This window comes from Streptomyces sp. NPDC058239 (assembly GCF_042882185.1).
Classification (GTDB): Bacteria; Actinomycetota; Actinomycetes; order Streptomycetales; family Streptomycetaceae; genus Streptomyces.
In genome coordinates this window covers 1-24,034 of record NZ_JBHVWS010000078.1, presented here as the reverse complement: position 1 = coordinate 24,034, position 24,034 = coordinate 1, and the positions used below count along the sequence as shown (strand labels likewise).

The window sequence follows — 24,034 nt, the reverse complement described above, 5'->3', positions numbered from 1 at the left end:
TGACGGCACTGCCGTTTGTCCGCCTATTGAGACACCACTGCGTCCCGTGGGGCGGATGACGTCAACGAAAGCACTCCGAATAGCGCTCTGACCAGCGAAAACAGTGCTTTGGTAGAGATAGTTCTTCTGTGTTTTCGTGGGCCAAAGCAAGTAGAGGACGTGTCTTCTCGGGGCATTCTCAGTCCTTTTGGAGCGAGACCTGCTCTTTCCTGTTCTCAGTGGGTGTCATGCCGAGGCCAAGCTAGACTCTTGTGAGTTCAAATAGGCTGTAGTGAGCTGGAGTTGGGCATGTCCAAAATGTTGCGAATGTCGAGCGTGGATGAGCTCCCTCCTGGGCCCAGGAGGGCCTTCGTGGGCGAGCTGTTCACCTACTTCCGCGCAGCCGGGCGCCCGTCACCGGTCAACATCGCAGCAGCCGTTGCTCAAACACATGGCTCCGCCCCTGTGACTGTGAGCCGTGAGACGGTCCGGAGGCTCCTCAAAGGCGAGACCACCAGCACCTGGCCCACAGTGAGAGCGGTGCACGAGGTTCTCTGCCGCATGGCAGACCAGGACCCGACGTGGAGAAGGTTCTCCGACTCCAACGACTACGACGAGGACAACGACACCCGCACGCTTCGCGAATTCATCCGCGATCTGTGGAACGACGCCGTCGACGGTGTTGAACCTGATGACGAGGCAGGACCCCCTCAGCTGGCGCCGGTTCCGCAGCCGTCTCCGCCGCCTGCCCCGGCGGGGGGCTGGGGCGGTGGTTCGAATCCAGGGGGGTGGGGTGCTTCGCACCAGCAGCCACAGGATGATCCCTGGGCCACCGGAGCGCCACAAAAGGAGACCAGCAGCCAGAAGGCGTACAGCGATGAACCTCCCTTCTGAGCGCGGACGACACGGTCTCGCCTGGCACCACGGCAACCGAGGCTGTCGTGCTTATGTCCATCGCATCCCAATGACGGAGAGCTGCTCCACCCGCTCCGGGGACAGCGTCGCGGCCCGGCTGCGCTGATTCCCGATCCAGGCCCCCAGCTTGTGCTCCCGCTCCTCATGGTCCGCGCCTACGATTCGCTCGACGTGTTTCCTCGGGACCTGAAGGTGCCCCTCGCGCTCGTAGAACTGCTTGGCGGCCTCGTAGTTCATCGCCCACTTGTCGGCCTGTGTATGGCGCGGGGGCGGCTTTTCGTCCTCGGTCGCGGGCTCGATTCCGAGGACCTGTTCGCACATCCACTGCTGCACCGTCGTCAGCTTCTCCCAGCCCAGCCGCTGCGCCTTGACCCATCGCCCGAGGTCTTCGCCGTGGTGCATGACGACTGCCGGGCTCGGTGGGCAGTTCGCCGCCGGCCTCTTCGAGGTGCTGTCGTGTGAGGTGGAAAGCCCGCTGCCACTCCACCGGCCAGGCTGGGCACCAGGAGGGGTCGATGTCCTCCAGCTGCTCGCGTCGTTCCGGCGACAGGGCGCCGGACCACGAGTCGACAGGGAGTCCTTCGGCCTGGCGCTGTTCGAGCTCCTGGGCGCGCCGGGCGGCGGCGCGGGCGTTCTTCAGCCAGATGCCGACCTTGTAGCCCTGGTGGGCGGCGCCGAGCGGGGCCAGAAGGTGCCCGTTCGTCTCGGCCCATCCGCGGGCGGTGGACAGGCCCTCCTCCCATGCGACGTCGAAGTGGGACCAGATCATGCCGAGCTTCTCCAGCTGGGCGATGCGGTCCTCGTCCATGTTCCCGCGGGCGTAGAACCTCCTGGCGTCGGCGGTCCACTGCCCCAGCGGGAACCCGGCGAGCGAGGCCGGCCACCCGACCCCCTCGGCTTCCTCGCCCTCCGGCACTCGGTAGGTGAACGGGACGCGCAGGTCGCCGTGCTCGCGGGCGAAGATGACAGCGGCCTGCACCCCCCGACGCCAGTGCTCGTGCTCCGGGTTGAGGACACGCAGGTTGATGAACGCAGCCAACTGCGCCGGGTCGCGGGGCGTGGAGAACTTCAGCAGGGCATTAGCAGGGGCGCTGACGCCTCCGGAGCCGTCGCCGCTCCCACCCGTGCTCTTCTCGCTCTCGTCTTTGGCTACGGGCTTGTAGCGGCTCGGGGCCTGCTGCTCCGCGAGGGTCTCCACGATCCTGGCGTCGTGAGCCCGCAGCGCCTCCAGCAGCTTGGCGAGCCCGCTGAACGCCCGGGAGGTCAGCATGCTGTCCGCCGTCTCCCCGGGTCCGAGCAGCACCGGCACCATGAGCGAGGCCATCTTCCCCTCGCCGGGCTGCATCCGCAGCGCCCGGCCCACGGCCTGGACCAGGTCGGGCATCGAGCCGCGTACGTCAGCCCAGTACACGGAGTCGCAGTTCTTGGTGTCGACGCCCTCGCCCAGGACCTTCACCGAGCACAGGAAGCACTTCTCCACGACGGTGCCGTCCGTGGCGATCCCGGCAGCGAACTCCCCGAGCAACCGGCGGCGGTGGAGCGGCTTGTGGTCGCCACACAGCCAGTCCGCCCAGATCGTCTTGGGGTACAGCTCCGGGTCGATCGCGTGCAGCTGCGCGGCGACGTCCGGGAGGCCGGCCGCGAACGCCTCGGCCTCCTTGACGACGTGGTGGAAGACGAGTGTGCGCCGGAAGTTCTCCTCCGCAGACGCCTTCACCAGGGCCGTCTGCAGAGCGGCGAGCCGGGCCCCGCGGACCTCTGCCGAGCGGCCCTCCGCGCCCAAGAGCTGGGCGGCCTGGAGCGCGGTGTCGGTGATGTCGACGCATACGACCTGGTAAGGGGCACAGATTCCCCGGTCGATGGCCTCCGAGAGCGTCAACGTGAACGCCCTGCTGCCAAAGGGGCCCTCGGGGTCGTCTTCCATGCTCGCGACCAGCTCGCCCGGTGCGCCGGCCTCGTCCTCGTCCCCGAGCTGCCACAGCCGCGGCGTGGCGGTCATGTACAACCGGCGCAGGGACGGGATCTTCTGGTTGTCGTGCACGACCGCCCACGGCTTGCCCAGCCGTCCCGACGTCCGGTGCGCCTCGTCCGTTTTGCCGGTCGTCGAGATGTGCACGTTGGTGCTGACGGGGGGTCTCACCTGATGGGCGTGTACGTGATGTGTGAGTGCTTGTGATGGGGATCAGGAGCAAGCGGATCAAACGTCGTTGTCGTCGAATCACTGCTGTGGCAAGTCGAGTGGGACCTCACCAGGCTGGTGTGGTGGTCCCGTCGGCTGCCAGGCCGTGAAGCAACAGTGCCTTCCATGTTCCGTCGGGATCACGGGCGGCACGTTGTTGGGCCAGGTCGTGCAGTGCCTGTCGGTCGCCTGAGTCCGCGGCGCGGCGGGCGAGACGCTCAGCTTCTGCAGGTTCCCCACTTGCTTCCAGACAAGCGGACAGAACGCCCAGTGCCCACGCCTGGCCCTCGTCGGTGGCGCGGCGCAGGAACGCTGTGGCCTGTTCTCCTTCGCGGCCCTTGGCCAGGCGCCGCAGGATTGCCCGGCGCAACGGGGCTGGTGCACGGAAGGCCAGGTCTTCGGCCGCGGCGAGCTGGCCGCCCTGCTCCCGGGCCATGATGAGGTCCCGCAGTGGGGTGGTGTAGCCGGCTGTGGCGGCCCGCAGCGCCAACTGCTCGGCCTCTGTGGTGCGCCCGTCCTGCTCGGCCTCCTCCACCAGGGCTCTGGTCGCTTGGCCTACGCCGGCTGCGGCGGCCCGTTCGAGCAACGCGCGGCACTGGGTCTCGCTGGTGGTGCCACTGTGGAGGCAGCGGTAGGCCAGGGCCCACAGGGCCCATGGGCTGTCCGCCTCGGCCGCTGACAGCAGAAGGCTCTCCGCTTGTTCTTCCTGGCCGCGCGACCGGTAGCGGCGCAGCAACTGCTCCAGGGCCCAGGCGTTCCCGTCGTCGCCCGCTGTGCGCAGCGCGTCATCACCGGCTGACGCGCGCCCGGTGCGGTCCCGCAGCGCTACCAGACTCCGCAGGGCCCAGGTCTCACCAGGTGGCAGAAGCTGGGTCCCGGAGTTGACGAATTCCGACAGAGGACGCGGACCTCCCTCGAAGTCGATGACGGTCCCTGCGGCGCGCAGCCTGCGTCGGCGCTCGTATGCGGCGATGGCATGGAGGTACATCCGTTCGGCGTCCTCGTCGCATCCTTCGGCCTCGGCGCGTGCGGCGAGGTCCCTCAGCGGCGTGGGTTCGTTGACGGCGAAGGCATCCATCGCCGCCTGCTCCGCGTCAGCTGCAGGTCCGGTCTCGGCTGCCAGCCGGGCCAGTTCTCGCAGCGCATGGTGATCGCCCACTGCGCGCAGCAACTGATGGGCGATGGGAAGATCACCGTTGGACTCGAGTTCGGCCGCGTACGCCCGCAAGACCTCCGGATCGTTGCTCTCTGCCGCCCTTTGGTACCAGTGCGCGGCTTCGTCTGCCTCTCCTTCTTCTTCCAGGGCTCGGGCCAGTAGGAGGATGGCTGCCGGGTTGCCGCTGGCGGCGGCGTCGCGGAGGGCTGTCTCGGCGTCCTCGTGCCGGTCTTGGTCCAGCAGGCGCTCCAGAAGGTCCTCCAGCGCTTCACCGCTGCCTGTGATGGCGGCTTGGCGCAGGACCCGCTCGGCCTCTTGAGCGTGCTGGTGTTCCTCCCATAGCCAGGCGAGGTCGGCGAACACCTCTGCCTGTCCGAAGTCCAGAGCCTTCTGGTAGAGCTCAATGGCGTGCCGGTCGCGCCATCGGCTCTCCGCAGCACTGCCGAGGGCTTGCAGCGTCTGTGGATCCTTCAGATGGTCACGAGCTGCCTCCCATAGGGAGGCGGGGGGAGCGGTGAAGCGGCGTTCGTGGCGGCCGTGCTGGTCCAAGTAGTCCGCCAGCCGGTACCGGGGTCCATCGGTGACCGGTGTTCCGGGGCGTTGACGCACCATGCTCAAGGGGCCGCGTGTGCCTTTGCACGGTTCTGCGGTGTAGGCGAGAGCGTCGACGATCCAAGTGTCAGGCAGCGCATCGTATTGGTCATCTGTCAGATATCCGTGGCTGGCTGCCTCCAGAAAAGCACGAGGCACTTGCGAGCCGGCTTCCAGACGACTGGCGTCCATGGCTGCACGGATCACGGCGAGGGCGCCCGGCGGGGCAGCGCGATAGCGTTCCAGCAGGGCGGGAGCGCCGGCCAGATACTGGGTGATACCGCCATCAACTGCCCGTTCCATGGCATCGGACAGGCGAGGATCGCGCCCGGAGAGGGTGCGCAGGTCTTCCAGAGCGGTTTCCCCGAAGGAAGCAGGAACGTAGAGGGCTTTGCCTTCGAGCAGTTCGCGGGCCTGGGGGTGGGAGTCGTCCTCGCCGGGAGCGGGGCGGCTGGTCAACGAGGCCCAGTACTCGGGCCAGGTCGTTCCCAGGATGAGGACGGGCGCGCGGTCTTGATCTTGTAGCAGGGCGCGCAGGCCGGCGGCGACGCGTTCTGCGGAATCTCCGGCCCTTTCACCCATATATCGTTGGATTTCGTTGAGCCAGATGGCAGTTCGCGGGCCGATCCCTTCCTCCAGTGCTACCGCCAGGGCTTCGGCCGGTGTCGGATCGAGGGGGTGCCACAGCCGCCAGCCAGCCGGCAATTCGTGGATCGCTTCCCAGCATGCACGGGTCTTGCCGGTAGATGATTCGCCGATCAGCACGACCATGGCGCTGGTGCCGGACGCGGCGCGCGCCACCACTGCTCGCACGTTTTCATCGTGATCGCGTCGCACGTACATCGGCAGCGGACCCGGCTCACCCGGCCCCACGGCAATGGCCTGATGTACCTCCCAGCTGGCCGTCGCATCCTGCGGGGTCAAGGCTGCCACTGGCGTGCCGCGTTGTGGCGGGGGCGTGGAGTCCCTGCCTGGCGGCGCAGGGTGCACATGCTGGTGGAATTCGGCGATGTACATGTTCCCGGTGTTGGCTATCCCGCCGTGGCTGGCGAGTGCGCTGCCGGTGTCCGATGCCTGTGCCTGTGGTTTCTTGCGGAAACCCGCCACCGGTCCGCCCTGCTCTCTTCCGTTCCGTTCGTGCTGTCCGCTGCGTTCCGGTTAGCGTTCTGTCGGTTGGACTGCTGCTGGTTCCTCGATTAGGTGAGCTGGATGCCGGTGTTGGCGGTGCCACCGTCGGCGTCGGCGTCTCCGGTGTGCTCGGCCTGCATCTGACCGTCTAGGCGCGTGGCCGGGCCGGTGATACCAGTGTTCGCCTGGCCCTGGTTCCTTGCGGTTGCGGTTCCAGTGTTGGCCGCGTGCACGACGGGGTCGTTCTGCTGGCCGCCGAGCATGGCGTATGCCAGCCCGGCCACTCCTGCACAAGCTCCCACCACGCTGGCCAGCCCGTCAGCGGTGCCGAGGTCCACCAGCAGCCATACCAGCACCATCGCCGCGATCAGCAGAAACGAGGCGCTGATGAGTGCGGTCTTCTTCCACCCTTGCATGCCTGCCATCCTCCACCCGCCATGCTAGCCCCGTCATCCGGAATCAAGTATCCCGACGGTGAAGTCAGCGGTTCATGCTCAAGCCGGCCTGGCAACGGTTGAGATCAGCTCTCTCGGCGTCGGGTTCAACCGGCGCCGACAATCTTGGTGAACCGCCGGATGCGCGCCCGCATCCGGCGGGGCGGGAGGAGGCCGGGCGCCCGGCCTTCCGAGTGCACCCCGTACGCGCGGGGACGGTCCCAGTACGGAAACCGGCACGGCCCTGGGACGTGAGTGCACCCCGTACGCGCGGGGACGGTCCCGGATCGATCCGTTCGGCGGCGAGGCGCCTCGGGTGCACCCCGTACGCGCGGGGACGGTCCCGACGCGCCAGCGGTTCGACTTCAGGTTGCTGTGTGCACCCCGTACGCGCGGGGACGGTCCCTGCACCGGCTCGGCATGCACACCACCCGGGCGGTGCACCCCGTACGCGCGGGGACGGTCCCTCCGTCCACGCCCCGAGCACGGACAGGTGCCCGTGCACCCGTACGCGCGGGGGCGGTCCCGGATGCAGGTGCCCACGATGAGCGACGCTGGCCGCAGGCCGCCGCCACAAGGCGGCAGCCCTGTCGCTGAAAGACCAAAGTCAGAGATAACCGGGCCCACGCTATGCCGAGAGATGCAGCAGGAAGCCACGGCTGAGCTCCAGACCATCCCGGCCAGGCTGACCTCGACCTAGGAAACCGTGATTCACCGGTTCGGGTATTCGCCCGCCGGGACCGGCCGGGCTGGGGCAAGGTCGTGGGTGAGTCGGCCGGGCCCATGAGCGAGGCGGCGCTGCAGCGCGCCCCCCGGCCAGCCTTTGAGGTGTCGCCGGCGTTCTGGCCGGTGAGAGAGGGGCGGAGCATGTGGGAGACCGAGGAGTTCGGCAGCCAGCATGAGGGCCGGCCCGGTGTCCTGTTGGCCGACGGCACCGAGCCGGGCCCGGTGTACTTCGACGCGGGGAGCGGGCCGACGATGCACCAGAGCACTGACTGGTGGGTCTACGACGGCACGCTCGGCGCCCCGCTCGCCACCGAGCTGCGCGGTGCGTGTTCATGCGGCTGGCGCGGCAGCACCCGCTACCCGCTCGACTGGGAAGCCGTCGACCGTCGGCGCCCGTTCCTGGCCGACACCAGCGGACCGGAAGACGACTGGGACACCCACATCACCGAAGTACAGGCCCGCACTGTGCCCGTGCCCGCGGACCTCGCCACCCTCCTCGACCAGGTCGAGACACACCTCACCACCCTGGTCGCCGACGAACCACTGGCCGCACTCCGCGCCGTCGCCGCCCTGGAACGCCTCACCGAACGGGTAGCAACCGACACCGCGTTCAGCATCGACACCGCAGACGGGCACAGTGAGACACCATCGCCCAGGCACTCGGGATCAGCGAACAAGCCGCCCGCTCCCGCCTCACCCGCTACGCACTCCGCCGCTGACCCTGGAGATCGGGCGGGCCCGGGTGCCGTCCTGATCCCCCCTATGAACGTGGTGGGTTCATGCCAGCGTGGCGTGGCGGCGGGGGTCTGCGTACACCCGTGCCCTGACCCCCGATTCCCCGGGATCACGTCGCACGGGCCCGATTCCTCACGCTGCCCACTCCGGGCCGCCATCGAGAGACAACCTGGTTGCCTCCGCTACATGTTCAGTCCTCGGCCGACTGCTGGGGCGGGGAGCCGTCCACGTGGCCGCGTGAGGATTCTGCTTCTTCAGCGGCACCGGCCTGGGTGTAGGCGGTGGCGGAACGTTCCCACGCTTCCTTGATGCGCGCAGGGTCCGCGCTGGCGGCGTCCAGCGTGGTGGCCAGCTCTTCCCACGCTTTGCCCGTACGGAACCAGTCGCCCTCTGCGACCAGCATCGTTGCAGCACGCTCACCGGCTTGGATGGCTTCGTCGAAGCGTCGCGCTTCGCGTAGGGCGGTTCACATTCCCGAAGCCGAACGCGCGGCGGCCCTGGCCTGGATCGACCGGCACGCCGACGATTGAGGCGTGTCTTTCGGATCGTCTCGCCGACCGGACGAAGACGGCGAAGTCGACCGCGACGATCCGGTCCAGGCCGACTTCGGCGTCGGCCCGGGCCGGCAAGGGGTGAAGACCTTGTCCCAGGCGCCGTCGACGGCCCGCTTCCGCAGCCGGTCGTAGTCCCGCGTTGAGGCTTGGAGCGACGCTGCGCGCCGACGTCTCCGGCGAATCGGCGCGCAGCCATGCCGTTGGGCCAGGGCCGGGACCGGCGCTTCGCGACGGCCGAACCGGTGCGTGGGTCCCGCTGGGTCCGGTGGATACTGGCGTCCGATGGCTTCCGACCGCGCGACGCGCCTTCGCCGACTCGCCCGTACGCTCACCGAACGGTTCGGCCTCGCACTCCACCGGCACGGTGCGGTCGAGGCCGAGTGGTCCGGCTCGGCACGCGCGTGGACGTTCGCGTGGACCGACGGGCCGACGGTCGCGCAGGTGCGGGCGGCCTGCCGGGAGGCCGGGCCGGCGGCGGGCGAGGGCCTTCGGTACGCGCGAACGCTCTCGCAGGACGCCGTCGCACTCGGTGCCGTCCGCCTGACGGTCTCCTCCACCGGCACGAGCCGTCGTCCCCTCCTCCGTCCGGCCGACATCGAGGCGCTGCTGAGGGACGAGCCGTTCCCGATGCCGCGCACGGACCGGGAACGCGCGCTCGTGTACGCCGTGGTCTACGAGATCCACGACGCGCACCACCGCAACCAGGCCCGAGCTGAGGAGATCTGCGGGCTCATCAACCAGTACGGCCTGGCGATGTTTCTGCGCCGGTGCGGAGCCGAGCTGTCCCCCGTCGAGATCCTGACCGCCCACTACGCGGCGACGCACGCCCACCCCGCATGGCGCTACCAGCTGGCCCCGATGGACGCGGACGTGCTGGTCCGGGCGGTCCGGGAAGACCCACGGGCGTCGGCGGAGCTCATCACTGCCGCCCTTGCCCTCCTGCCCGGGCTGCCTGCTGAGTTCGCCGCGGCCGAGGCCGAACTCCGGACCCGTCTCGAGCACGCCGCGCCGACGGCGTAGTCAGGGGCAGGCAAGGGCTGTTCCTGCCTGGCCGGGCGTCGGCCCCGGGCGGGGTTCGTCCCGGCGCTCGGCCCGCACTGTCACACCCCCCTCATACACTGCCCGCCATGAGCGTCTCTCTCTACTACAGCGCACACCGCACGACACCACTGACCGAGGCCGAGTCGGCCTCCATCGCGCGCGTCGTTGCCGCACACATGGCGTCGTTTCCCTACAGCGACGAGGAAAGCCTGTACGTGTACGACCGGCGTGCGGCCGGGCCTCGGGAGATCGTCGCCGGGTCCACCAAGATGCCGCTCGATCCCGGTCGTCTGATGCCGGTGATCGCCCATCTGCTGGATTCCGTGACGGAGCTGCGCCGGGCCATGCCGGATGCCGAATGGCGCGTGCACATGGACGACCTCGACGTCCCGTGGGACGAGGCCGAGGGGTACGCCCTGCCCGGGATGCGCGACGCGGACCTGATCGCGGAGCTCGCCGCGGTCCCGGACGGGGCGGCGGGATGAGGGAGGAGAGCGCGGAGAAGTCCGCAGACGCCTTGCCGCCCACGCCGGAGCAGCGGCGGCTCATCGAGTTCGGTGAGACGCTGTACCGCCGCATCGCTCCGGACGCCGACATCGGTCACGTGCTGCTGCCCGAGGACGGTGCGGTCGGTGTCGTGCACCGCGTGCGGGGCGGCGGGACGATCCTCGTGGCAGCCGACCGGTCGGTGCTCTTCTTCGGCTCGGCGCTCGACACCAGCGCCGCCCTGATCGACTTCCGGGCCGGCCGGCGCACGCCTGTGGAGAAGTTCCAGTAGCGGAAGAGGCGTTGTCACGTTGGTGCGGTGTTGATCGATTGAGGGCGCGTCAGGGTGTGTAGGGGTTGGGTGGGGGCCTGGCTTACGCTGCGATGGGCTGGTCGGTGGCACCGGTGATCTCGTCCCAGATGGCGAAGCGGGTGGTCATCTCGGTGCGGTATTGGGTGGCGGTCATCAGGTGGCGGCGTGGTCGGAAGTGCGGTGAGATGCCGCTGAACGCGGACAGGAACCGCTGGGCCCCGCCGGTACTGCGGAATCCCTTCATCGCGCGTTCGCGCTGCCTCGTCGGCTGATGACTGTTCTCGGCCCGGTTGTTCAGACCCTTGTGGGCGCGGTGTTCTACGGAGGGCATGATCTCGCGGTGGGCCGCGCCGTAGGAGCGGAGCTTGTCGGTGACGATCACCCTCGGCACCGAGCAGGTCTTCTTGACCAGTTTGTGGAAGAACCGCCTGGCCGCAGCGGTGTCTCGCCGGTCCTGGACCAAAATGTCGAGCACGTTGCCATCGGCGTCGACGGCCCGCCACAGGTACTTCAGCTCACCGTTGATCCTGAGGAAGACCTCGTCCAGGTGCCACTTGTCGCCCGTCTGCACACGCCGGCGGCCCAGGCCGTTGGCGTAGACCTGCCCGAACTTCGTACACCAGCGGCGGACCGTCTCGTGGGAGACGAGCACGCCGCGTTCGAGCATCAGCTCCTCGACCTCGCGGAACGACAGCGGGAAACGGAAGTACAGCCACACGCAGTGCGCGATGATCTCCACCGGGTACCGGTGCCCCTTGTACGACGGCGGCGCGCTGTCCACGGACGACCCCTCCCAGCACGACCAACCAGAAGATCATCCCAGGCCGGTCAGTCAACGTGACAGTGCCCACCGGGCACGCACGCGCCGTCGCCTCCGACGTCCAGCGGCACGCCGGCCGGCTGCCGAAGGACAACGGCCGACGGGCACTTGCCGAGGTGGTGCTTGCCGAGGCGGAACGGCGGCTGTCCGTGCCGACGGAAGGCACCCTGCGCTGCGCCCAGGGCCGCGCCCGGCTGGTCCGCGCCTTGTACGGGCGGCTGGACCGGCTTGCACAACCCCCGCCCGCCACGGGGGCTTCCTGAAGCTGCCGCGTGCCCGGGCGGGACCACGGTCCCCGGGTGCGCGGCGTATCGCCCCGCCCGGACCCCGGGCGGACAGCACCACTCGATCCGACACGAGAGGGGCACCACCATGACCACCGTCATCGAGCCCGCCGCCGTCGCGGTCCGGGCCAGGCAGATCCTGGACGCCTGGCAGGCCGACCCCGAGTTCGGGCGGCTGTGGGAGGGCTGCGCGAAGTACAGCAGCGACTGGGACGACTTCTACGGCTACCCGATCATCCTCGACTACGACGCTGTCGCCGACGCGCCCGCCCTGTTCACCGAGACCACCCGCGCCATGGCGCTCAAGTCCGCCATGTACGAGCTCACCGGCTACGACGAGAAGCGGGCGGAGCTCCCGCTGCCAGTCCCCGTCGACGTCATGTCGCACGCCCTGTGCGCCCAGTTCACCCTGCTCTCCCGGATGCAGGACCGCACCGGCATCAAGTTCGTCCACATGACCGACATGGAAGACGGGATGGCCGGCGGCACCTGGAACCACGGCGACTTCACCCACCAGAGATACCGCGCCGCCTTCGGCCCGGTGAACGACCGGTTCTGGATCGACGCGGCCGAGACCGAGCGCCGCCGCCAGGTCCTCGACGAGGTGTACGGGCGGATCGGCGTCACCGAGCGAGGAAGGAAGGCTGCCATCCTCTCCGTCGCAGCGGCGTAACCTCCGGCTCGTCAACGGCCGTCTCGGTCTTGGGCGGCGGTGCGATCCGGTCCGGCCCCAGTCCCACCTTGTGCGGATGGACGCACGCCGGGGTCCGGTCGGCGGTGTACCGAAAGCCGTCGGCCGGATCGAACGGGCACTCCCAGGACGGCCGGTCGTAGACCACGAACTCCTCGCGCGGCAGCCGCTTCGACGGGCAGATCCCGCACGTCGGATGGTCCTCGCCCTGGGAGAAAGGCTCGCTCATACCGAGCACCGTAGCGGGACATGAGTCTGGCCCCGGCCACAACCACACAAACGAACACGGCTGAGTGGGCGGCGGGTCAGTGATTGGGTCAGCAGGCGCCGGCCCCATCTCGACCTGGCCATGGCCCCGGACATCCGGCCGATCTCCGTCCCGTTCGGCGCGCCGGGCAGAGCTGCTGTCCGGCCGGGGTCGTACATGTCCAGCCACATCGCGAGATCCAGGGTGCTTTCCAGGCCGCGGCGGGACGCCGAGGTGATCCGGGGCGCATCGTGGTCGGCTACCTGCTGCAGCCGGGCGCGGTCGATGAGCTCGAAGACCCGGTGGTCCGGGCGCGCGAGCAGGTCGTGGGCGTGCTCCTGGAGGGCGACTGCGTCGGCCGGTCACCCACCCCAGCCAGTTCTCCAAGTACACCTACGACCTGCGGGAAAAGGTCAAGATGGTGTTCGGTCGCGAAGAAGATGAACGCCGACAACCGCGCGGCGTACCTCGACTCCACGACCGACTTGTGGAGCGTCGGCCTACTGGCGGGCGTTGATGACGTCCGCCGGGCGTCCGCCGAGTGCGACGCGGCCGGGGATCAGCGTCGCTGCCGCGGTGAGCACCACGGCGAAGCCGAGGACCCCGAGGAACATCGGCAGGTCGACGGACGGCTGGGCGGCGCCTGTCATCCCGACGCTGAAGGCGGTGAGCACCGCGAGCGAGATGGCCGTGCCAAGCACCGCGGCGACCAGGACGATCAGGGCGGACTCGATCCTGAGCATCGACATCACCTGGCGGCGGGTCGTGCCGACGAGCCGCAGCAGGGCGAACTCGCGGGTGCGGTCCGAGACCGACATGGCCAGGGTGTTGACCACGGCGATCGCGGTGAACGCGATGATCAGGCCCATCGCGAGGTAGTTGACCTCGGCGTTGGACTGCTGCACGTCGGCCTGGCGGTCGTCGACCTGGGTGCGGTCGAGGACGCCGATGCCCGGGAGGCGCTTGAGGGCGTCGGTCAGCTGCTCGCGGCTTGCCTTGCCGTCACCGGCCGTCTTGACGAGGACGGAGGAGGCGAGCGGGTTGTCGACGTGCCGGGCGACCAGGTCGTGCGACATGGTCAGGTCGCCGAATCCCAGCCCCCGTTCGTAGACGGCGGCGACCTTCAGCTCGGCCACGGTGGCGTCGCCGAGCGTCACCTTGAGCGTGTCGCCGGGCTTCTTGCCGAGGTGGTCGGCACAGACGTCGCTCATCGCGATGCTCTTGTCCCCGAAGCCCTTGAGGCTGCCCCGGGAGACGCCTGGATCCCAGTTCGTGGTGAGGCCCTGCACGGAGATGCCCTGCGTCGGGTACTGGTCGAGGCCGACGCGGACCTGGGTCCGGACGATCTCGGTGACCTGGGTGACGCCCGGTAGGGCGCGCAGCGCGTCCGTCGCCTCGGCGGGGACGCCGGGGCCGTTCGAGGAGACCACCCAGTCCGCCTTGTTACCCGCCTTGGCCTGGGCCGAGGCGGCGTCGCCCATGGTGGTCTGCACGAACAGGACGGTGCAGGCCATGCCGATGAGCAGGACCAGTGGGGTGACCGCAGCGGCCATCCGCTTGGCGTTGGCCCGGGCGTTGGCGGTCGCAAGGTGACCGCCGACGCGCGAGAACTTCAGCGGGATCCCGAGGATCGCGACGGCGATGCGGGCGATGACCGGGCCGAGCAGCGAGACCGCGACGGCGAGGACCACGACGGACAGGAACGTGACGGGCTGCGAGGCCGGTTCGGTGCGCAGGAAGCCCAGCAGGACGACCACACCGATGCCGAGGGCCAGGACGAGCATGCCCACGCCGAGCCGTCCCCACGCGAAGTGTCGCTGTTCCATGGACGCCTCGGACAGGGCCTCGGCCGGGCGGATGCGGGCGGTGCGGCGTGCGGAGATGCGGGCCGCGACCCACGCCCCGAGCAGGGACGCGCCGACGGCGGCGGTGAACGGCACGAAGCTGAAGGTGAGTTCGAGGGTGTCGGGGATGGCCTTGAAGTCGATGAACTTGCTGTGCAGCCAGTACGCGATGGGCAGACCCGCGAGCGAGCCGAGTCCGCCCGCGAGACCGCCGATGATCAGGGCCTCGCGGCCGATCAGCTGACGGACCTGCTTGGGGGTCGCGGCGATGGCGCGCAGCAGGGCGAGCTCGCGGTAGCGCTGCTGGATGGAGAGCGCGAACGTGCCGACGACGACGAGGATCGCGACGAGCAGCGACGTACCGCCCATGGCGCCGCCCATGGAGACGAGCTTGACTCGGGCCTTGCCCGCGTCGAGGAACTCGATGGGGCCGCGCTCGCCACCGGTGGCGACGGCGTACTTGCGGCCGTCGCCGGCGAGGGCCTTCTTGGCCTGGTCCGCGAGTTCGCTCGCCAAGACTCCGGGCTTGGGCAGCAGGCCGACGGTCGCGACCTGGCCGGCCCGTCCGGAGAGGTTGCGGGCGGTCTCGTCGGAGAAGAACAGCGAGGTCTGCTGGTGCAGGTCGCCGCCCTTGGCCGCCGCGATGCCGCTGACCTTGTACGTCGTCGGGGCGCCGGTCGACTGGACGACGAGGCTGCTGCCGGTCTTGAGGCCAGTGCGGGCCGCGAGTTCCCGGTCGAGGACGACCTCGTCGGCGCCCACGGGTGCCTTGCCGTCGGTCAGCTCGAACGGGGTCAGCGCGGCGGAGGACCAGGCGTGGCCGTAGGACGGCTTGCCGTCGATGCCCGGCACGATCTGGCCCTGTGGGCCGACCGCGTACGCCGGGAAGTTCGTCTCGGGCACCGCCTTGCGTACATCGGGCAGGCCGGCGAGGGTCTCGGTGGTCCCCGCGGGCAGCCAGACCCGCTCGGCCAGCGGCTTCGCCTTGTGCTTCTCCTTGTCCTTGCCTTTCTTCTTCTTGATGGTGGTCTGGTGGACGTTCTGGTCGGCGCCGACGATGACCGGGGCGGCGGCGTAGCGCTCGGTGGCGATGGTGCCGCGCAGACCGGTCTCCAGGAGGATGCCGCAGGCGGTGACCAGGGCGGCGGCGCAGAACAGGGCGAGGAAGGCGCCGATGAAGCCGCCCTTCCTGGCCTTGAGCGTCTGCAGTGCGTAGCGCAGCATCAGGCCCACGCTCCCAGGTGTGTCATGCGCTCGGCGACGAGTTCGGCGGTCGGGGCGTCCACCTGTCCGGCGATCTTGCCGTCGGCCAGGAAGAGGACGGTGTCGGCGTACGAGGCGGCCACCGGGTCGTGGGTGACCATGACGACGGTCTGGCCGGTCTCGTTCACGCAGGCGCGCAGCAGGGAGAGGATCTCCTTGGCGGTCACGGTGTCGAGGGCGCCGGTCGGCTCGTCGCCGAAGATGACGTCGGGCCGGGTGATGAGGGCGCGGGCGATGGCGACGCGTTGTTGCTGGCCGCCGGAGAGTTCGGCGGGCCGGTGGCCGGCCCGGCCGCTCAGGCCGACGCGGCCGAGGATCTCGTCGAGCCAGTTCGTGTCGAGGCTCTCGCCCGCGAGGCGCATTGGCAGCTCGACGTTCTGACGGACCGACAGGGACGGGATGAGGTTGAACGCCTGGAAGACGAAGCCGATGCGCTGGCGGCGCAGCTTCGTCAGCTGGGTCTCGTTCATCTCGTTGAGCTGGGTGTCCCCGATGTAGGACTGGCCCGTGGTCGGCTTGTCGAGGCCGGCCGCGCAGTGCAGGAACGTCGACTTGCCGGAGCCCGACGGGCCCATTACCGCGGTGAAGGAGCCGCGCTCGATCCCCACGGAGACCCCGTCCAGGGCGCGGACGCCGCGGCCGTTCTTGCCGTACACCTTGGTCACGTCGGCCAGACGAAGGGCGTGCCCCCGGTTGACCGTGCTGTAGCCGTCGGGGGAAGGGCGGCTCGTCTCGGTCACCATGTTGCGACCTGTCCTCTCCACAGTGCGGTTCCGGGTTTCAGGGGGTGATTTTCGAGCGTATATGGCATCGAGTCGAGCGTGGTCCGTAGTTCTGTAATCGATCCGCTTCGGGGCCGTTTTGGTCAGTTGACCTGGTGCTCGCCGGTGGGCTGAGGCGCGTCTGCGGCGCTGCACCTGGGCCGGGTACCGCATAGCGTCAGGACGATGGAAACAACACACCGGCCCGCCGCCCGGGTCATCTGCCTGGACGCTGCCCACCGCCTGCTCCTTCTGCACTGGCGGGATCCGTTCGACGGGACATGGCTCTGGGAGCCGCCCGGTGGCGGCATCGAGCCCGGCGAGACACCGCTGGTGGCGGCACGACGTGAGCTGGTCGAGGAAACCGGCCTTGACCCGGCTGCTGTCCTTGACCGGTCGGTGCTCGTCGACCGTGATGTGCAGTGGAACGGCAAGCGGCACATCGGGACGGAGCATTTCTTCGTCGCTCAATTTGCCGACGAGCAACCATCCCTGGTGCGAACCGGCCTGCTCCCCGACGAGCAGGCCAATTTGGACACGCATGCCTGGATCGCATGGTCGGATCTGGGCTCACTGCCGGACCCCCGTGCGAATCGAACTTTGCAATAGTGCTTCTGGAGTTCGATTGTGACCCGGCTCCTGGGGTGGCTTTCGGTCGGCTCGATAGGCCTATTGTCTGGAAACTTGCAATTCGCTTGATGGGTAGGGGTTCTGTCTATATGTTTGCTCAGGTTGCAGCAGCCAATGTTTTTGCGTCGGTCGTACGTGTGCCTGGCCGCAGCACAGCGCATCGCTCGGGGGAGCCAGTTGACACCTCCAGCTCTGCCCTGCTGTGTTCCGGGCCGTCAGGAGGGGGAATCAATTGAGCATCACCCGTCAACGGATCGGGGCGGTCATCGGAGCGGCAGGCATCACAGCTGCCCTCATGACCGGCACTGCACCCGCCCATGCGCAGCCCACCGTCCAAGCGCTGAGTGACGATTGCCGCAAGGCCGTTCAGTCCGCTGCCGCGCGCGGTGAGCACACCGTCACTTGTACCCAGGTGTCCGGGACAACGGCCGCCGCGTCCACCGCGATGTCGGCGGCGGCCGGGCTGTCATGCAGGGCCGGCTACCTCACCTATGACCGGCACAAGGCGTGCTCGGTGAGCAGTCTGCGGTTCGACATCATCGAGGTGCCCAGCGGGAAGCTTCTGGGCACGATGAACATCCGGGTCACTCAGCGCACGTCGCTGGCGGCCAGGGACTCACGGACCTGGAAGCACACCATCGGTCTCTACCCGACCAGCGCCAGCGGGGCGGCGCGGGGCGTGATCGCAAGCCTGAAGCTGAATTGCGGCAAGTCCGCGAAGACCAAGTGCACGGTGACCTCCGCTCCCGGTGCCAAGGGGCTGTCGGTCAAGAAGGAAACCAGCTTCCCGTTCGCCCTGAAGTCACCCGGGTCGAAGACGCTCAAGCACAAGGAAACACCTGTCGTCACCCTGAAGGCGGCCGTCGGGTCACCTGCCACCGGCAGCCTTGCGCAGGCCGCCACCGTGCGCTGCGACTCCGTCAAGGGGATCACGACCAAGGCAGGCGGGTGTGTTCACCCCGGATACGTTCCTGTCTTCGCGATGTCCCGCACTGACAAGAACGTCAAGGAAGCGGCGCAGCATGTCTGGGACGCGCAGCGCAAGCTGAAGGGGCATCCGGGGCTGCCCGGCGTGGGCAAGCCCCTGCACCGCACCACTGACAAAGAGCTGATTAAGAAGAACCGCGGCAAGGCCTGCCCGAGCAGTCTGCCGCGCCCGACGGGCAAGAGCTGCGACGAGTACCCCTTCGCGTCGACCAAGGAAGGCGGAGCGACGGGTGTCTTCAGCCGCAGGATGATCAACGAGAAGCACAACAGCACCGCCGGTGGATCCAAGTACCTGCTCAAGGCGTACAAGGACAATAGGATCCTGAACGGCGACGCCTTCTGGGTCGCCATCTCCTGACGCCGAGGAGGCACCCGGTATGCCGGAAGAACGCGGGACCACCCGTGTGTGGGTGTATGCCCGTCAGTTCTACATCGTCGACCCCGACCTCGGTACCGACCAGGCACCGGACATCGCGGACGCCGGCAACGGGCTGATCGCCGTCGAGGAGGACGGGGCCGGCATCCTGACCGGACTGACCCTCGGACCGGTCGAGGTCACCGTCACCACGCACGCGTCCGAGCCACCGCTCCACGAGGGTGACTGGGACGAGGTGGTGGAGACGTCGTTCATCTCCACCACCGGCTCGGCTCTTGTCACCTCCTGGGAGGACGGCGAAGCCGAGGACCTGCCCGACCTCGCCACCAGCGGACCGGGAAGCTACCGCGTGCGTGTCCATGCTCGCGGCCGTGACGAGGGACGTGCCAAGGACGGTCTCGGCCCGGACGACGACCCGGTCGAGGTCTACCTGCTTCAGGTGTGGCCCGCTCCCGCGGCCGGAGAACGGATCATCCGCCAGACCGACCAGGTCGGCGACGAATGGCGCCAGCTCTAGAAGAACAACGGGTCCGCCGCCACAAAGCGGCGGACCCGTCACTCAAAGACCAAGGGCCAGAGACAACCAGGCCCCACGCTATGCCGAAAGACCCAGCAGGAAGCCCACGGCTGAGCTCCAGACCATCCCGGCCACGCTGACCTCGACGCCAGGGAACCGTGATTCACCGGTTCGGGTATTCGCCCGCCGGGCCCGGCCGGGCTGGGGCAAGGTCGTGGATGGGCCGACCGGGCCTACAAGCGAAGCGGCGCCTCCGCCTCCGCCGGGCTGGCCTTCGAGACTCACCGGCGTTTCGGTGGGGGAGGGGCGAAAGATGTGGGAGACCGAGGAGTTCGGCAGTGAGCACGAGGGCCGGCCCGGGGTTCTGGTGGCCGATGGCACGGAGCCGGGCCCGGTGTATTTCGATGCCGGGAGCGGGCCGACGGTGCACCGGAGCGTTGACTGGTGGGTCTACGACGGCACGCTCGGCGCCCCGCTCGCCACCGAGCTGCGCGGTGCGTGTTCGTGCGGCTGGCGCGGCAGCACCCGCTACCCGCTCGACTGGGAAGCCGTCGACCGCCGGCGCCCGTACCTGGCCGACACCAGCGGACCGGAAGGCGACTGGGACACCCACATCACCGAAGTACAGGCCCGCACCGTGCCCGTGCCCGCCGACCTCACCGCCCTCCTCGACCAGGTCGAGGAACGCCTCACTGCTCTGGTCGCCGACGAACCGCTGGCCGCCCTCCGCGCCGTCGCCGCCTTGCAGCGCCTCACCGACCGTGTGGCAGTTGACGCTGCGTTCAGCGTCGACACCGCGGACGGACCGCAGTGGGACACCATCGCCCAGGCGCTCGGGATCAGCGAACAAGCCACCCGCTCCCGCCTGACCCACTACGCCCTCCGCCGCTGACCCCGGAGGTCGGGCCGTCCCGATCTCCAGCACGCGGCCGCTGATTCATGCGGAGGTGGCGGGGCTGCGGCATGTGTCCGCGTACACACGGGCCTTCACACCCTGCGCTCCGGGTTCGCGTCGTACGAGCATGATGCCGGAGGTGGCCCACCGCTGCTCCAGCTTGGCCATCACGGCGTGGGCGGTTGCCTCGTTGGCGGCAGTGATGTCGAGAACCACAAGGCCAGGCTCGTCGATGTGCTGGGCGTCGATCTTCATGCCGAATCTGACGCGGCCATCGCCCGACCACAGACCCGACCATGAGGCCGACCACGGACCCGACCACGCCGGGCCGCACCCCGGTCCCGCAGACAACGTAGGGAAGTTTGAGTGGCCTGAGCCAGGCTCTCCGTGAGCGGCGGGCCGTTGCAGGCTGTCTGGGCGTAGGCGATACGGCGGAAAGAGCGCGCACGTCGGTGACTGGGACGGCCCGGGCGGGAAACCGTGAGGGTCTGCGCACACTCGACGGGACGGAGAACAGGTGATGGCCACCACAGCGGGCACCGCCCGGGCGGCAACCGCGATCCCCAACAGTCTTCAGCTACCGGGGATCATTCTCGGAGTGGGGCTGGGCGGGTTTGTCGACGGCATCCTGCTGCACCAGCTCCTGCAGTGGCACCACATGCTCACCAGCACCAACCACGACCGCATTGGGGTGAAGTACTACAGCCCCCACACGGTCTCTGGCCTCGAGATGAACACCCTGTGGGACGGGATCTTCCACGCCGTGTGCTGGATCGCCGTCCTGCTGGGTCTGGGCATCCTCTACTCCCGGGTCACCCACAACCGGCGGGCGGTGTGGACATCTCGCAAGCTGTGGGGCTGGATTCTGGCCGGCTGGGGCATCTTCAACCTCGTCGAAGGCATCCTGGACCACCAGATCCTCGGCATCCACCACGTCCACGGCGGCCCCCACCAGGCATGGTGGGACGCCGCCTTCCTCATCCTGGGCGCCCTGTTCCTCGTCGGTGGCTACCTCATCCAGCGCAACGCCCGGCCCTTCGACCCCGAGGCCCCCACGGATTCGAGCCGACTGCGGGCCGCGCCTGATGGACGGCATGCAGCCCATGCACCACGGCAGCGGCGGGGGATACCTGCCGGAGACGGTCCTGACCGTGACCATCCTGCTCAGCGCGGCAGCGAGCTACCTCCTCGCCGCAGGCCAGGCCCGCCGCCGCAACCCCGCCCAGGGCTGGAACCCCTGGCGCTCCGTCTCATTCCTCGCGGGACTGGCCCTCCTCGCCGTCGCGCTGCTGCCACCGCTGGGGCCAGCCGGACACTCCGACTTCCGCGCGCACATGGCCCAGCACATGCTCATCGGCATGTACGCGCCGCTGGCCCTCGTCCTGGCCGCGCCGGTCACCCTTCTGCTGCGCACCCTGCCGACCGCCCGGGCCCGGCGGGTCACGGCCCTGCTGCACAGTCCGCCGGCACGGGCCCTGGCCCAGCCCGCGACCGCCCTGGTGCTGAGCACCGGCACCCTGGGGCTGCTGTACTTCACGCCGCTGTACAACACCGTCAGTGCCCACCCCGCCGGACACTGGCTCCTGCACGCGCACTTCCTGGCGTCCGGATGCCTGTTCGCCTACGTCATCGCCGGCCCCGACCCCGCGCCCAGCCGACCCGGCGTCCGGGCCCGGCTGGTCTACCTCGGCTTCGCCATCGCCGTACACGCCCTGATCGCCCAGGCCATGTACGGCGGAATCTTCGTCGACATCCACGCCCCCATCTCCCAGGTCCAGCAAGGCGCCGAGATCATGTACTACGGCGGAGACATCGCCGAACTCCTCCTTGCCGGAGCACTGGTGGTCACCTGGCGGCCCGAACGCCGCACCCGGGCTACGGCGCCGCCCCAGCTCCCTGCCCTGAGCGCCTCAGCCGCACCGCAGTAAAGCCAGCACGCGACTGCTCCTGTCCATACGGCTGTGGTGGCACCCCTACTGGGAGACCGTCCCCTCGGTGCCGGCCGCGCGCTCCGAGCTGCGTCAGATGGCCCGCGCCCGGGGAGCCGTCCGGGCCGCGTGACCTGGCACCTCGGTCGACCAGGAGCACCGGGTTGCGACAAGGGTTGCGCCTACTGTTGCGCGACCCGACGGGCCGTCTCCGCGTTCTCGCAGGCCACCACGCGGTTTCGCCGTGGTCGGAGTGCTGACATCCCCGTTGCGGCCGCTCTGCCCATGTCCCCTGGCTGGAGTGAAGGAGTAAGGGACGGGCGGGATGGGCGGTACGGCCGCGGCCGGGGATCGGGGCGCGCTCAGCCGGTTGCGCGGCGGCCGGGCCCGCCGCGCAACCCCGCCGTCGCCCGGCGGCCGGGGCCGGGGCCGGTAGCGCGCGGCTACTTCGTCTTCTGCTGCGCGAAGAAGGCCGTGGCTTTTCCCAGCACCTCGATCGTCTGCTCCTGCTCGCGGACCTTGCGCCGCAGCCTCGCGAGCTCCTCACGCTCCGCCGTCGTGAGCGCACCGGCCGTTCCCTCACCCCGGTCGGTCTTCGCCTGCTTCACCCAGCCCCGCAGGCCCTCCGGACTCACGCCGAGATCCCGGGCGACCTCGGTCACCGTCTTGTCCGAGGACAGCGCCAGCGCGACCGCGTCCCGCTTGAACTCGGCCGTGTACCGCTTGCTCGTATTGCTCTTCTTGCTCACTACCTGGAACTGGCTCCTTCGGGACCTGTCGTCCCAGTATCAGGCTGTCCAGGCCGAGGGTGGAACTTCACCCCAGCACCTCCGCCAAGGACCAGGCAGCATCGCCCGCGGCCTCCGTCTCGCCCAGCCCGGCCGCCGCGCCCGGCGCCGCCGGCCGGGCCAACTGCCGCTACAACTGGGACCGCACCCAGACCATGGCCAAGGGCATGGTCGGCTCGAAGGTGAAACAGATCCAGTGCCTGCTGAACAACAACTACGACTACACGCTCACCGTCGACGGCAAGTTCGGGGACAGTACCGACACCGCCGTATGCGCCGTCCAACGCTGTAGCGGTCTCAAGGCTGACGGCCAGGTCGGGCCCCAGACCTGGAAATACCTCGACACCCCCATGGCCGGCTGCGGGCACTGAAGCCCGCGGGGCGTCAGCGGCGGAGTGCCGAACCGACCGCGTCAGGACGATGCGGTCGCCGCTACGGGTTCGGGGATCACGGCCCGTGACAGGCCGCTGCACGATCAGAACGTGGCTTTGGCCGCGACCCGGGTGAGTAGCTTGTCGCGCACAGATGGCCCACACTTTCGCCAGACTCTTCGCGTCGTTAACGACGGCACGGCGAGGCACCGATGAGCGGCACCCACACCGTGCTCTACGACCCTCACGGCCTGATCGAGGCCGAACTCCCCCCGGACCGCGCCCCCTACGAAGCGCTCGTCACCGCCGTGCTCGCGTGGAAGGACCCGCACCTCGAACCCCGCGACTACGAGCAGATCGCCCTCCAGCTCACCGGCCACGCCCGCGCCGTCGCCTCCGATGTACGACGCCGTGCCGACCAGCTGCCCAAGGACAGCGGACCCAAGGCGCTCGCCGACGTCGTCCTTCGCGAGGCAGACGGCCAGCTGTCCACGACGATCGAGGGCACCGTGTGCTGTGTCCAGAACTGCGCCCGCCTCGTCCGCGCCCTCTACGAACGCCTGGACCGCCTGGAGGCCGCGCCTACCCAGGCCGTCTGAACTGCCGCGCACCCGGCGCGGCCACGGGCCCCGGGTGCGGGCGTTGCACCCGGAGGAGGCTCCACAGGGGGTTGGAGGGTTGTCTCCAGCGGACCGAGGGTGTGAGCCACCCAAACCGGACACGGCTTGTTAGCAGATCAGCACCCGTGGGCAAGCCGGTCCGGGACGACGACACCTCTAAGCAGGAGAGAGGTCCCTCCTCAACCCCGCCAAGTCGACCGGAGCGCTGCGCCTGTTGAGGGAGGATCAAGTGGGACACCGTCGGCATCACGGGTGGGGGAGAGATTCTTGGCGAAGCCGAGGAAGAAGCACGGGATGCGTATCCCGTATGTCGTGGACAATCTCGGGAACACGTACGACCGGCACGCGATCGACGTCAGACCGCACCCTCCGTACGTGCCGCCCCTGAAGTGCAAGGGGTGCGGCATCCCGGTGTCGGCCCGGTCCTCCAACGCTGACGCCCCGGACTCCCGCTCCTCCCATTTCTTCAAGCTGCCGGGCCGTGACCACACCCTGACATGCACGTACGACCTGAAGCGGCGCGGCAAGCAACTCGTTGACACATCCCAGGGAACGGTGATCCGTCGGGATGGCCAGTGGCGCCTGAAGTGCCCGCCCCTGGAGCGGCCCGGCACGCGCGGCGGCACCAAGGGACCGTCCGGCCCGGCGCGGCCGCCGAGGGGCGGTGGGGGCGGCGGGACGACGAGAGATGGATACGTGAGCACCGAGGCTCCTCCGCTACCGCGGAAGGGATCGCTCAGTGGCGTGAGTTCATTGCGGCAGCGAAGCAACGACC

Annotated in this window: 23 protein-coding genes, 2 pseudogenes and 1 CRISPR repeat array; of the genes and pseudogenes, 13 read left to right on the top strand and 12 right to left on the bottom strand. The window is 69.1% G+C overall.

The genetic code is table 11. The annotated features are described in order from the left end of the window. Positions 1 to 924 precede the first annotated feature (924 nt). From ACFVYE_RS43080 to ACFVYE_RS43055, 6 genes are all read right to left on the bottom strand, one after another. Positions 925 to 1,131 (bottom strand): helicase associated domain-containing protein, encoded by a 207-nt coding sequence (locus tag ACFVYE_RS43080; protein WP_389608909.1) that lies wholly within the window; start codon positions 1,129 to 1,131, stop codon positions 925 to 927. Next, the gene (locus tag ACFVYE_RS43075; RefSeq protein ID WP_389608907.1) at positions 1,037 to 3,034 is read right to left on the bottom strand and encodes a Helicase associated domain protein; all 1,998 of its coding nucleotides are present in this window, start codon (positions 3,032 to 3,034) and stop codon (positions 1,037 to 1,039) included. Before ACFVYE_RS43075 ends, ACFVYE_RS43080 begins: the two co-directional genes overlap by 95 nt. 106 nt (positions 3,035 to 3,140) lie before the next feature. Then, positions 3,141 to 5,927: a hypothetical protein gene (locus tag ACFVYE_RS43070; protein ID WP_389608905.1), complete on the bottom strand. Its 2,787-nt coding sequence runs from the start codon at positions 5,925 to 5,927 to the stop codon at positions 3,141 to 3,143. Between the two features lie 89 nt (positions 5,928 to 6,016). After that, positions 6,017 to 6,364, bottom strand: a complete 348-nt coding sequence (locus ACFVYE_RS43065; RefSeq protein ID WP_389608903.1) for a hypothetical protein — start codon at positions 6,362 to 6,364, stop codon at positions 6,017 to 6,019. 212 nt (positions 6,365 to 6,576) lie between these two features. After that, positions 6,577 to 6,909: a CRISPR direct-repeat array (repeat unit 29 nt; unit sequence GTGCACCCCGTACGCGCGGGGACGGTCCC). Between the two features lie 529 nt (positions 6,910 to 7,438). Next, positions 7,439 to 7,744, bottom strand: a complete 306-nt coding sequence (locus ACFVYE_RS43060; protein WP_389608901.1) for a hypothetical protein — start codon at positions 7,742 to 7,744, stop codon at positions 7,439 to 7,441. Positions 7,745 to 8,033: 289 nt separating this feature from the next. Continuing rightward, the gene (locus tag ACFVYE_RS43055; protein WP_389608899.1) at positions 8,034 to 8,246 is read right to left on the bottom strand and encodes a hypothetical protein; all 213 of its coding nucleotides are present in this window, start codon (positions 8,244 to 8,246) and stop codon (positions 8,034 to 8,036) included. Between the two features lie 433 nt (positions 8,247 to 8,679). Between ACFVYE_RS43055 and ACFVYE_RS43050 the strand changes: the two genes are divergently transcribed. The 3 genes from ACFVYE_RS43050 to ACFVYE_RS43040 all read left to right on the top strand — a co-directional run bounded on the left by ACFVYE_RS43050 (position 8,680) and on the right by ACFVYE_RS43040 (position 10,216). Next, positions 8,680 to 9,417 carry a hypothetical protein gene (locus ACFVYE_RS43050; RefSeq protein ID WP_389608897.1) on the top strand — a complete coding sequence of 246 codons (738 nt, stop codon included), beginning with the start codon at positions 8,680 to 8,682 and terminating at the stop codon, positions 9,415 to 9,417. A 107-nt stretch (positions 9,418 to 9,524) separates the two neighbouring features. Continuing rightward, positions 9,525 to 9,923, top strand: a complete 399-nt coding sequence (locus ACFVYE_RS43045; protein WP_389608895.1) for a hypothetical protein — start codon at positions 9,525 to 9,527, stop codon at positions 9,921 to 9,923. Continuing rightward, entirely contained in the window at positions 9,920 to 10,216 is a 297-nt protein-coding gene (locus tag ACFVYE_RS43040) for a hypothetical protein (protein WP_389608893.1), read from the top strand. The genes ACFVYE_RS43045 and ACFVYE_RS43040 overlap by 4 nt, the downstream gene beginning before the upstream one ends. Positions 10,217 to 10,298: 82 nt before the next feature. Here ACFVYE_RS43040 and ACFVYE_RS43035 read toward each other — a convergent pair whose 3' ends face one another. Next, positions 10,299 to 11,018 carry an IS6 family transposase gene (locus ACFVYE_RS43035; RefSeq protein ID WP_389608891.1) on the bottom strand — a complete coding sequence of 240 codons (720 nt, stop codon included), beginning with the start codon at positions 11,016 to 11,018 and terminating at the stop codon, positions 10,299 to 10,301. 68 nt (positions 11,019 to 11,086) lie between these two features. On the opposite strand from ACFVYE_RS43035, the pseudogene ACFVYE_RS43030 reads away from it, so the two are divergent. Continuing rightward, positions 11,087 to 11,320: pseudogene (locus ACFVYE_RS43030) on the top strand (restriction endonuclease); the annotation flags it as partial. A 109-nt stretch (positions 11,321 to 11,429) separates the two neighbouring features. Continuing rightward, the gene (locus ACFVYE_RS43025) at positions 11,430 to 12,014 is read left to right on the top strand and encodes a hypothetical protein (protein WP_389608889.1); all 585 of its coding nucleotides are present in this window, start codon (positions 11,430 to 11,432) and stop codon (positions 12,012 to 12,014) included. Here the strand turns inward: ACFVYE_RS43025 and ACFVYE_RS43020 are convergent. The 3 genes from ACFVYE_RS43020 to ACFVYE_RS43010 all read right to left on the bottom strand — a co-directional run bounded on the left by ACFVYE_RS43020 (position 11,965) and on the right by ACFVYE_RS43010 (position 16,129). Next, positions 11,965 to 12,261 (bottom strand): hypothetical protein, encoded by a 297-nt coding sequence (locus tag ACFVYE_RS43020; protein WP_389608887.1) that lies wholly within the window; start codon positions 12,259 to 12,261, stop codon positions 11,965 to 11,967. The two genes, ACFVYE_RS43025 and ACFVYE_RS43020, sit on opposite strands and share 50 nt — an antisense overlap. Before the next feature lie 518 nt (positions 12,262 to 12,779). Further along, complete coding sequence (locus ACFVYE_RS43015) at positions 12,780 to 15,347, bottom strand: FtsX-like permease family protein (RefSeq protein WP_389608885.1); 2,568 nt, start codon at positions 15,345 to 15,347, stop codon at positions 12,780 to 12,782. Further along, positions 15,347 to 16,129, bottom strand: coding sequence for an ABC transporter ATP-binding protein (locus ACFVYE_RS43010; protein WP_327278520.1), 783 nt, complete (start codon positions 16,127 to 16,129; stop codon positions 15,347 to 15,349). The genes ACFVYE_RS43015 and ACFVYE_RS43010 overlap by 1 nt, the downstream gene beginning before the upstream one ends. Positions 16,130 to 16,333: 204 nt before the next feature. Here ACFVYE_RS43010 and ACFVYE_RS43005 point away from each other — a divergent pair, with 204 nt between their 5' ends. From ACFVYE_RS43005 to ACFVYE_RS42990, 4 genes are all read left to right on the top strand, one after another. Further along, on the top strand, positions 16,334 to 16,756 hold the full coding sequence (locus ACFVYE_RS43005; RefSeq protein ID WP_389608883.1) for an NUDIX domain-containing protein: 423 nt from the start codon (positions 16,334 to 16,336) through the stop codon (positions 16,754 to 16,756). Positions 16,757 to 17,009: 253 nt separating this feature from the next. Beyond that, on the top strand, positions 17,010 to 18,122 hold the full coding sequence (locus ACFVYE_RS43000) for a NucA/NucB deoxyribonuclease domain-containing protein (RefSeq protein WP_389608881.1): 1,113 nt from the start codon (positions 17,010 to 17,012) through the stop codon (positions 18,120 to 18,122). Between the two features lie 19 nt (positions 18,123 to 18,141). Further along, positions 18,142 to 18,657 (top strand): hypothetical protein, encoded by a 516-nt coding sequence (locus ACFVYE_RS42995; protein WP_389608879.1) that lies wholly within the window; start codon positions 18,142 to 18,144, stop codon positions 18,655 to 18,657. Between the two features lie 313 nt (positions 18,658 to 18,970). Continuing rightward, a complete protein-coding gene (locus ACFVYE_RS42990; RefSeq protein ID WP_389608877.1) occupies positions 18,971 to 19,549 on the top strand; it encodes a hypothetical protein in 579 nt (192 codons plus the stop codon). A gap of 45 nt (positions 19,550 to 19,594) precedes the next feature. Here the strand turns inward: ACFVYE_RS42990 and ACFVYE_RS42985 are convergent, their stop codons facing one another. Then, entirely contained in the window at positions 19,595 to 19,807 is a 213-nt protein-coding gene (locus tag ACFVYE_RS42985; protein WP_389608875.1) for a DUF6207 family protein, read from the bottom strand. 265 nt (positions 19,808 to 20,072) lie between these two features. Here ACFVYE_RS42985 and ACFVYE_RS42980 point away from each other — a divergent pair. Together ACFVYE_RS42980 and ACFVYE_RS42975 are read left to right on the top strand one after the other, a co-directional pair. Then, a pseudogene (locus ACFVYE_RS42980) lies at positions 20,073 to 20,606 on the top strand (DUF2243 domain-containing protein); the annotation flags it as partial. A gap of 31 nt (positions 20,607 to 20,637) precedes the next feature. After that, positions 20,638 to 21,480 carry a cytochrome c oxidase assembly protein gene (locus ACFVYE_RS42975; RefSeq protein ID WP_389608873.1) on the top strand — a complete coding sequence of 281 codons (843 nt, stop codon included), beginning with the start codon at positions 20,638 to 20,640 and terminating at the stop codon, positions 21,478 to 21,480. Positions 21,481 to 21,923: 443 nt separating this feature from the next. On the opposite strand, the gene ACFVYE_RS42970 is transcribed toward ACFVYE_RS42975, so the two are convergent. Continuing rightward, complete coding sequence (locus ACFVYE_RS42970) at positions 21,924 to 22,229, bottom strand: transposase (RefSeq protein ID WP_389608871.1); 306 nt, start codon at positions 22,227 to 22,229, stop codon at positions 21,924 to 21,926. A 59-nt stretch (positions 22,230 to 22,288) separates the two neighbouring features. Between ACFVYE_RS42970 and ACFVYE_RS42965 the strand changes: the two genes are divergently transcribed. Then, positions 22,289 to 22,639 carry a peptidoglycan-binding protein gene (locus ACFVYE_RS42965; RefSeq protein WP_389608869.1) on the top strand — a complete coding sequence of 117 codons (351 nt, stop codon included), beginning with the start codon at positions 22,289 to 22,291 and terminating at the stop codon, positions 22,637 to 22,639. A 212-nt stretch (positions 22,640 to 22,851) separates the two neighbouring features. Next, positions 22,852 to 23,238 (top strand): DUF6415 family natural product biosynthesis protein, encoded by a 387-nt coding sequence (locus ACFVYE_RS42960; RefSeq protein WP_389608867.1) that lies wholly within the window; start codon positions 22,852 to 22,854, stop codon positions 23,236 to 23,238. Positions 23,239 to 24,034: the final 796 nt, after the last annotated feature.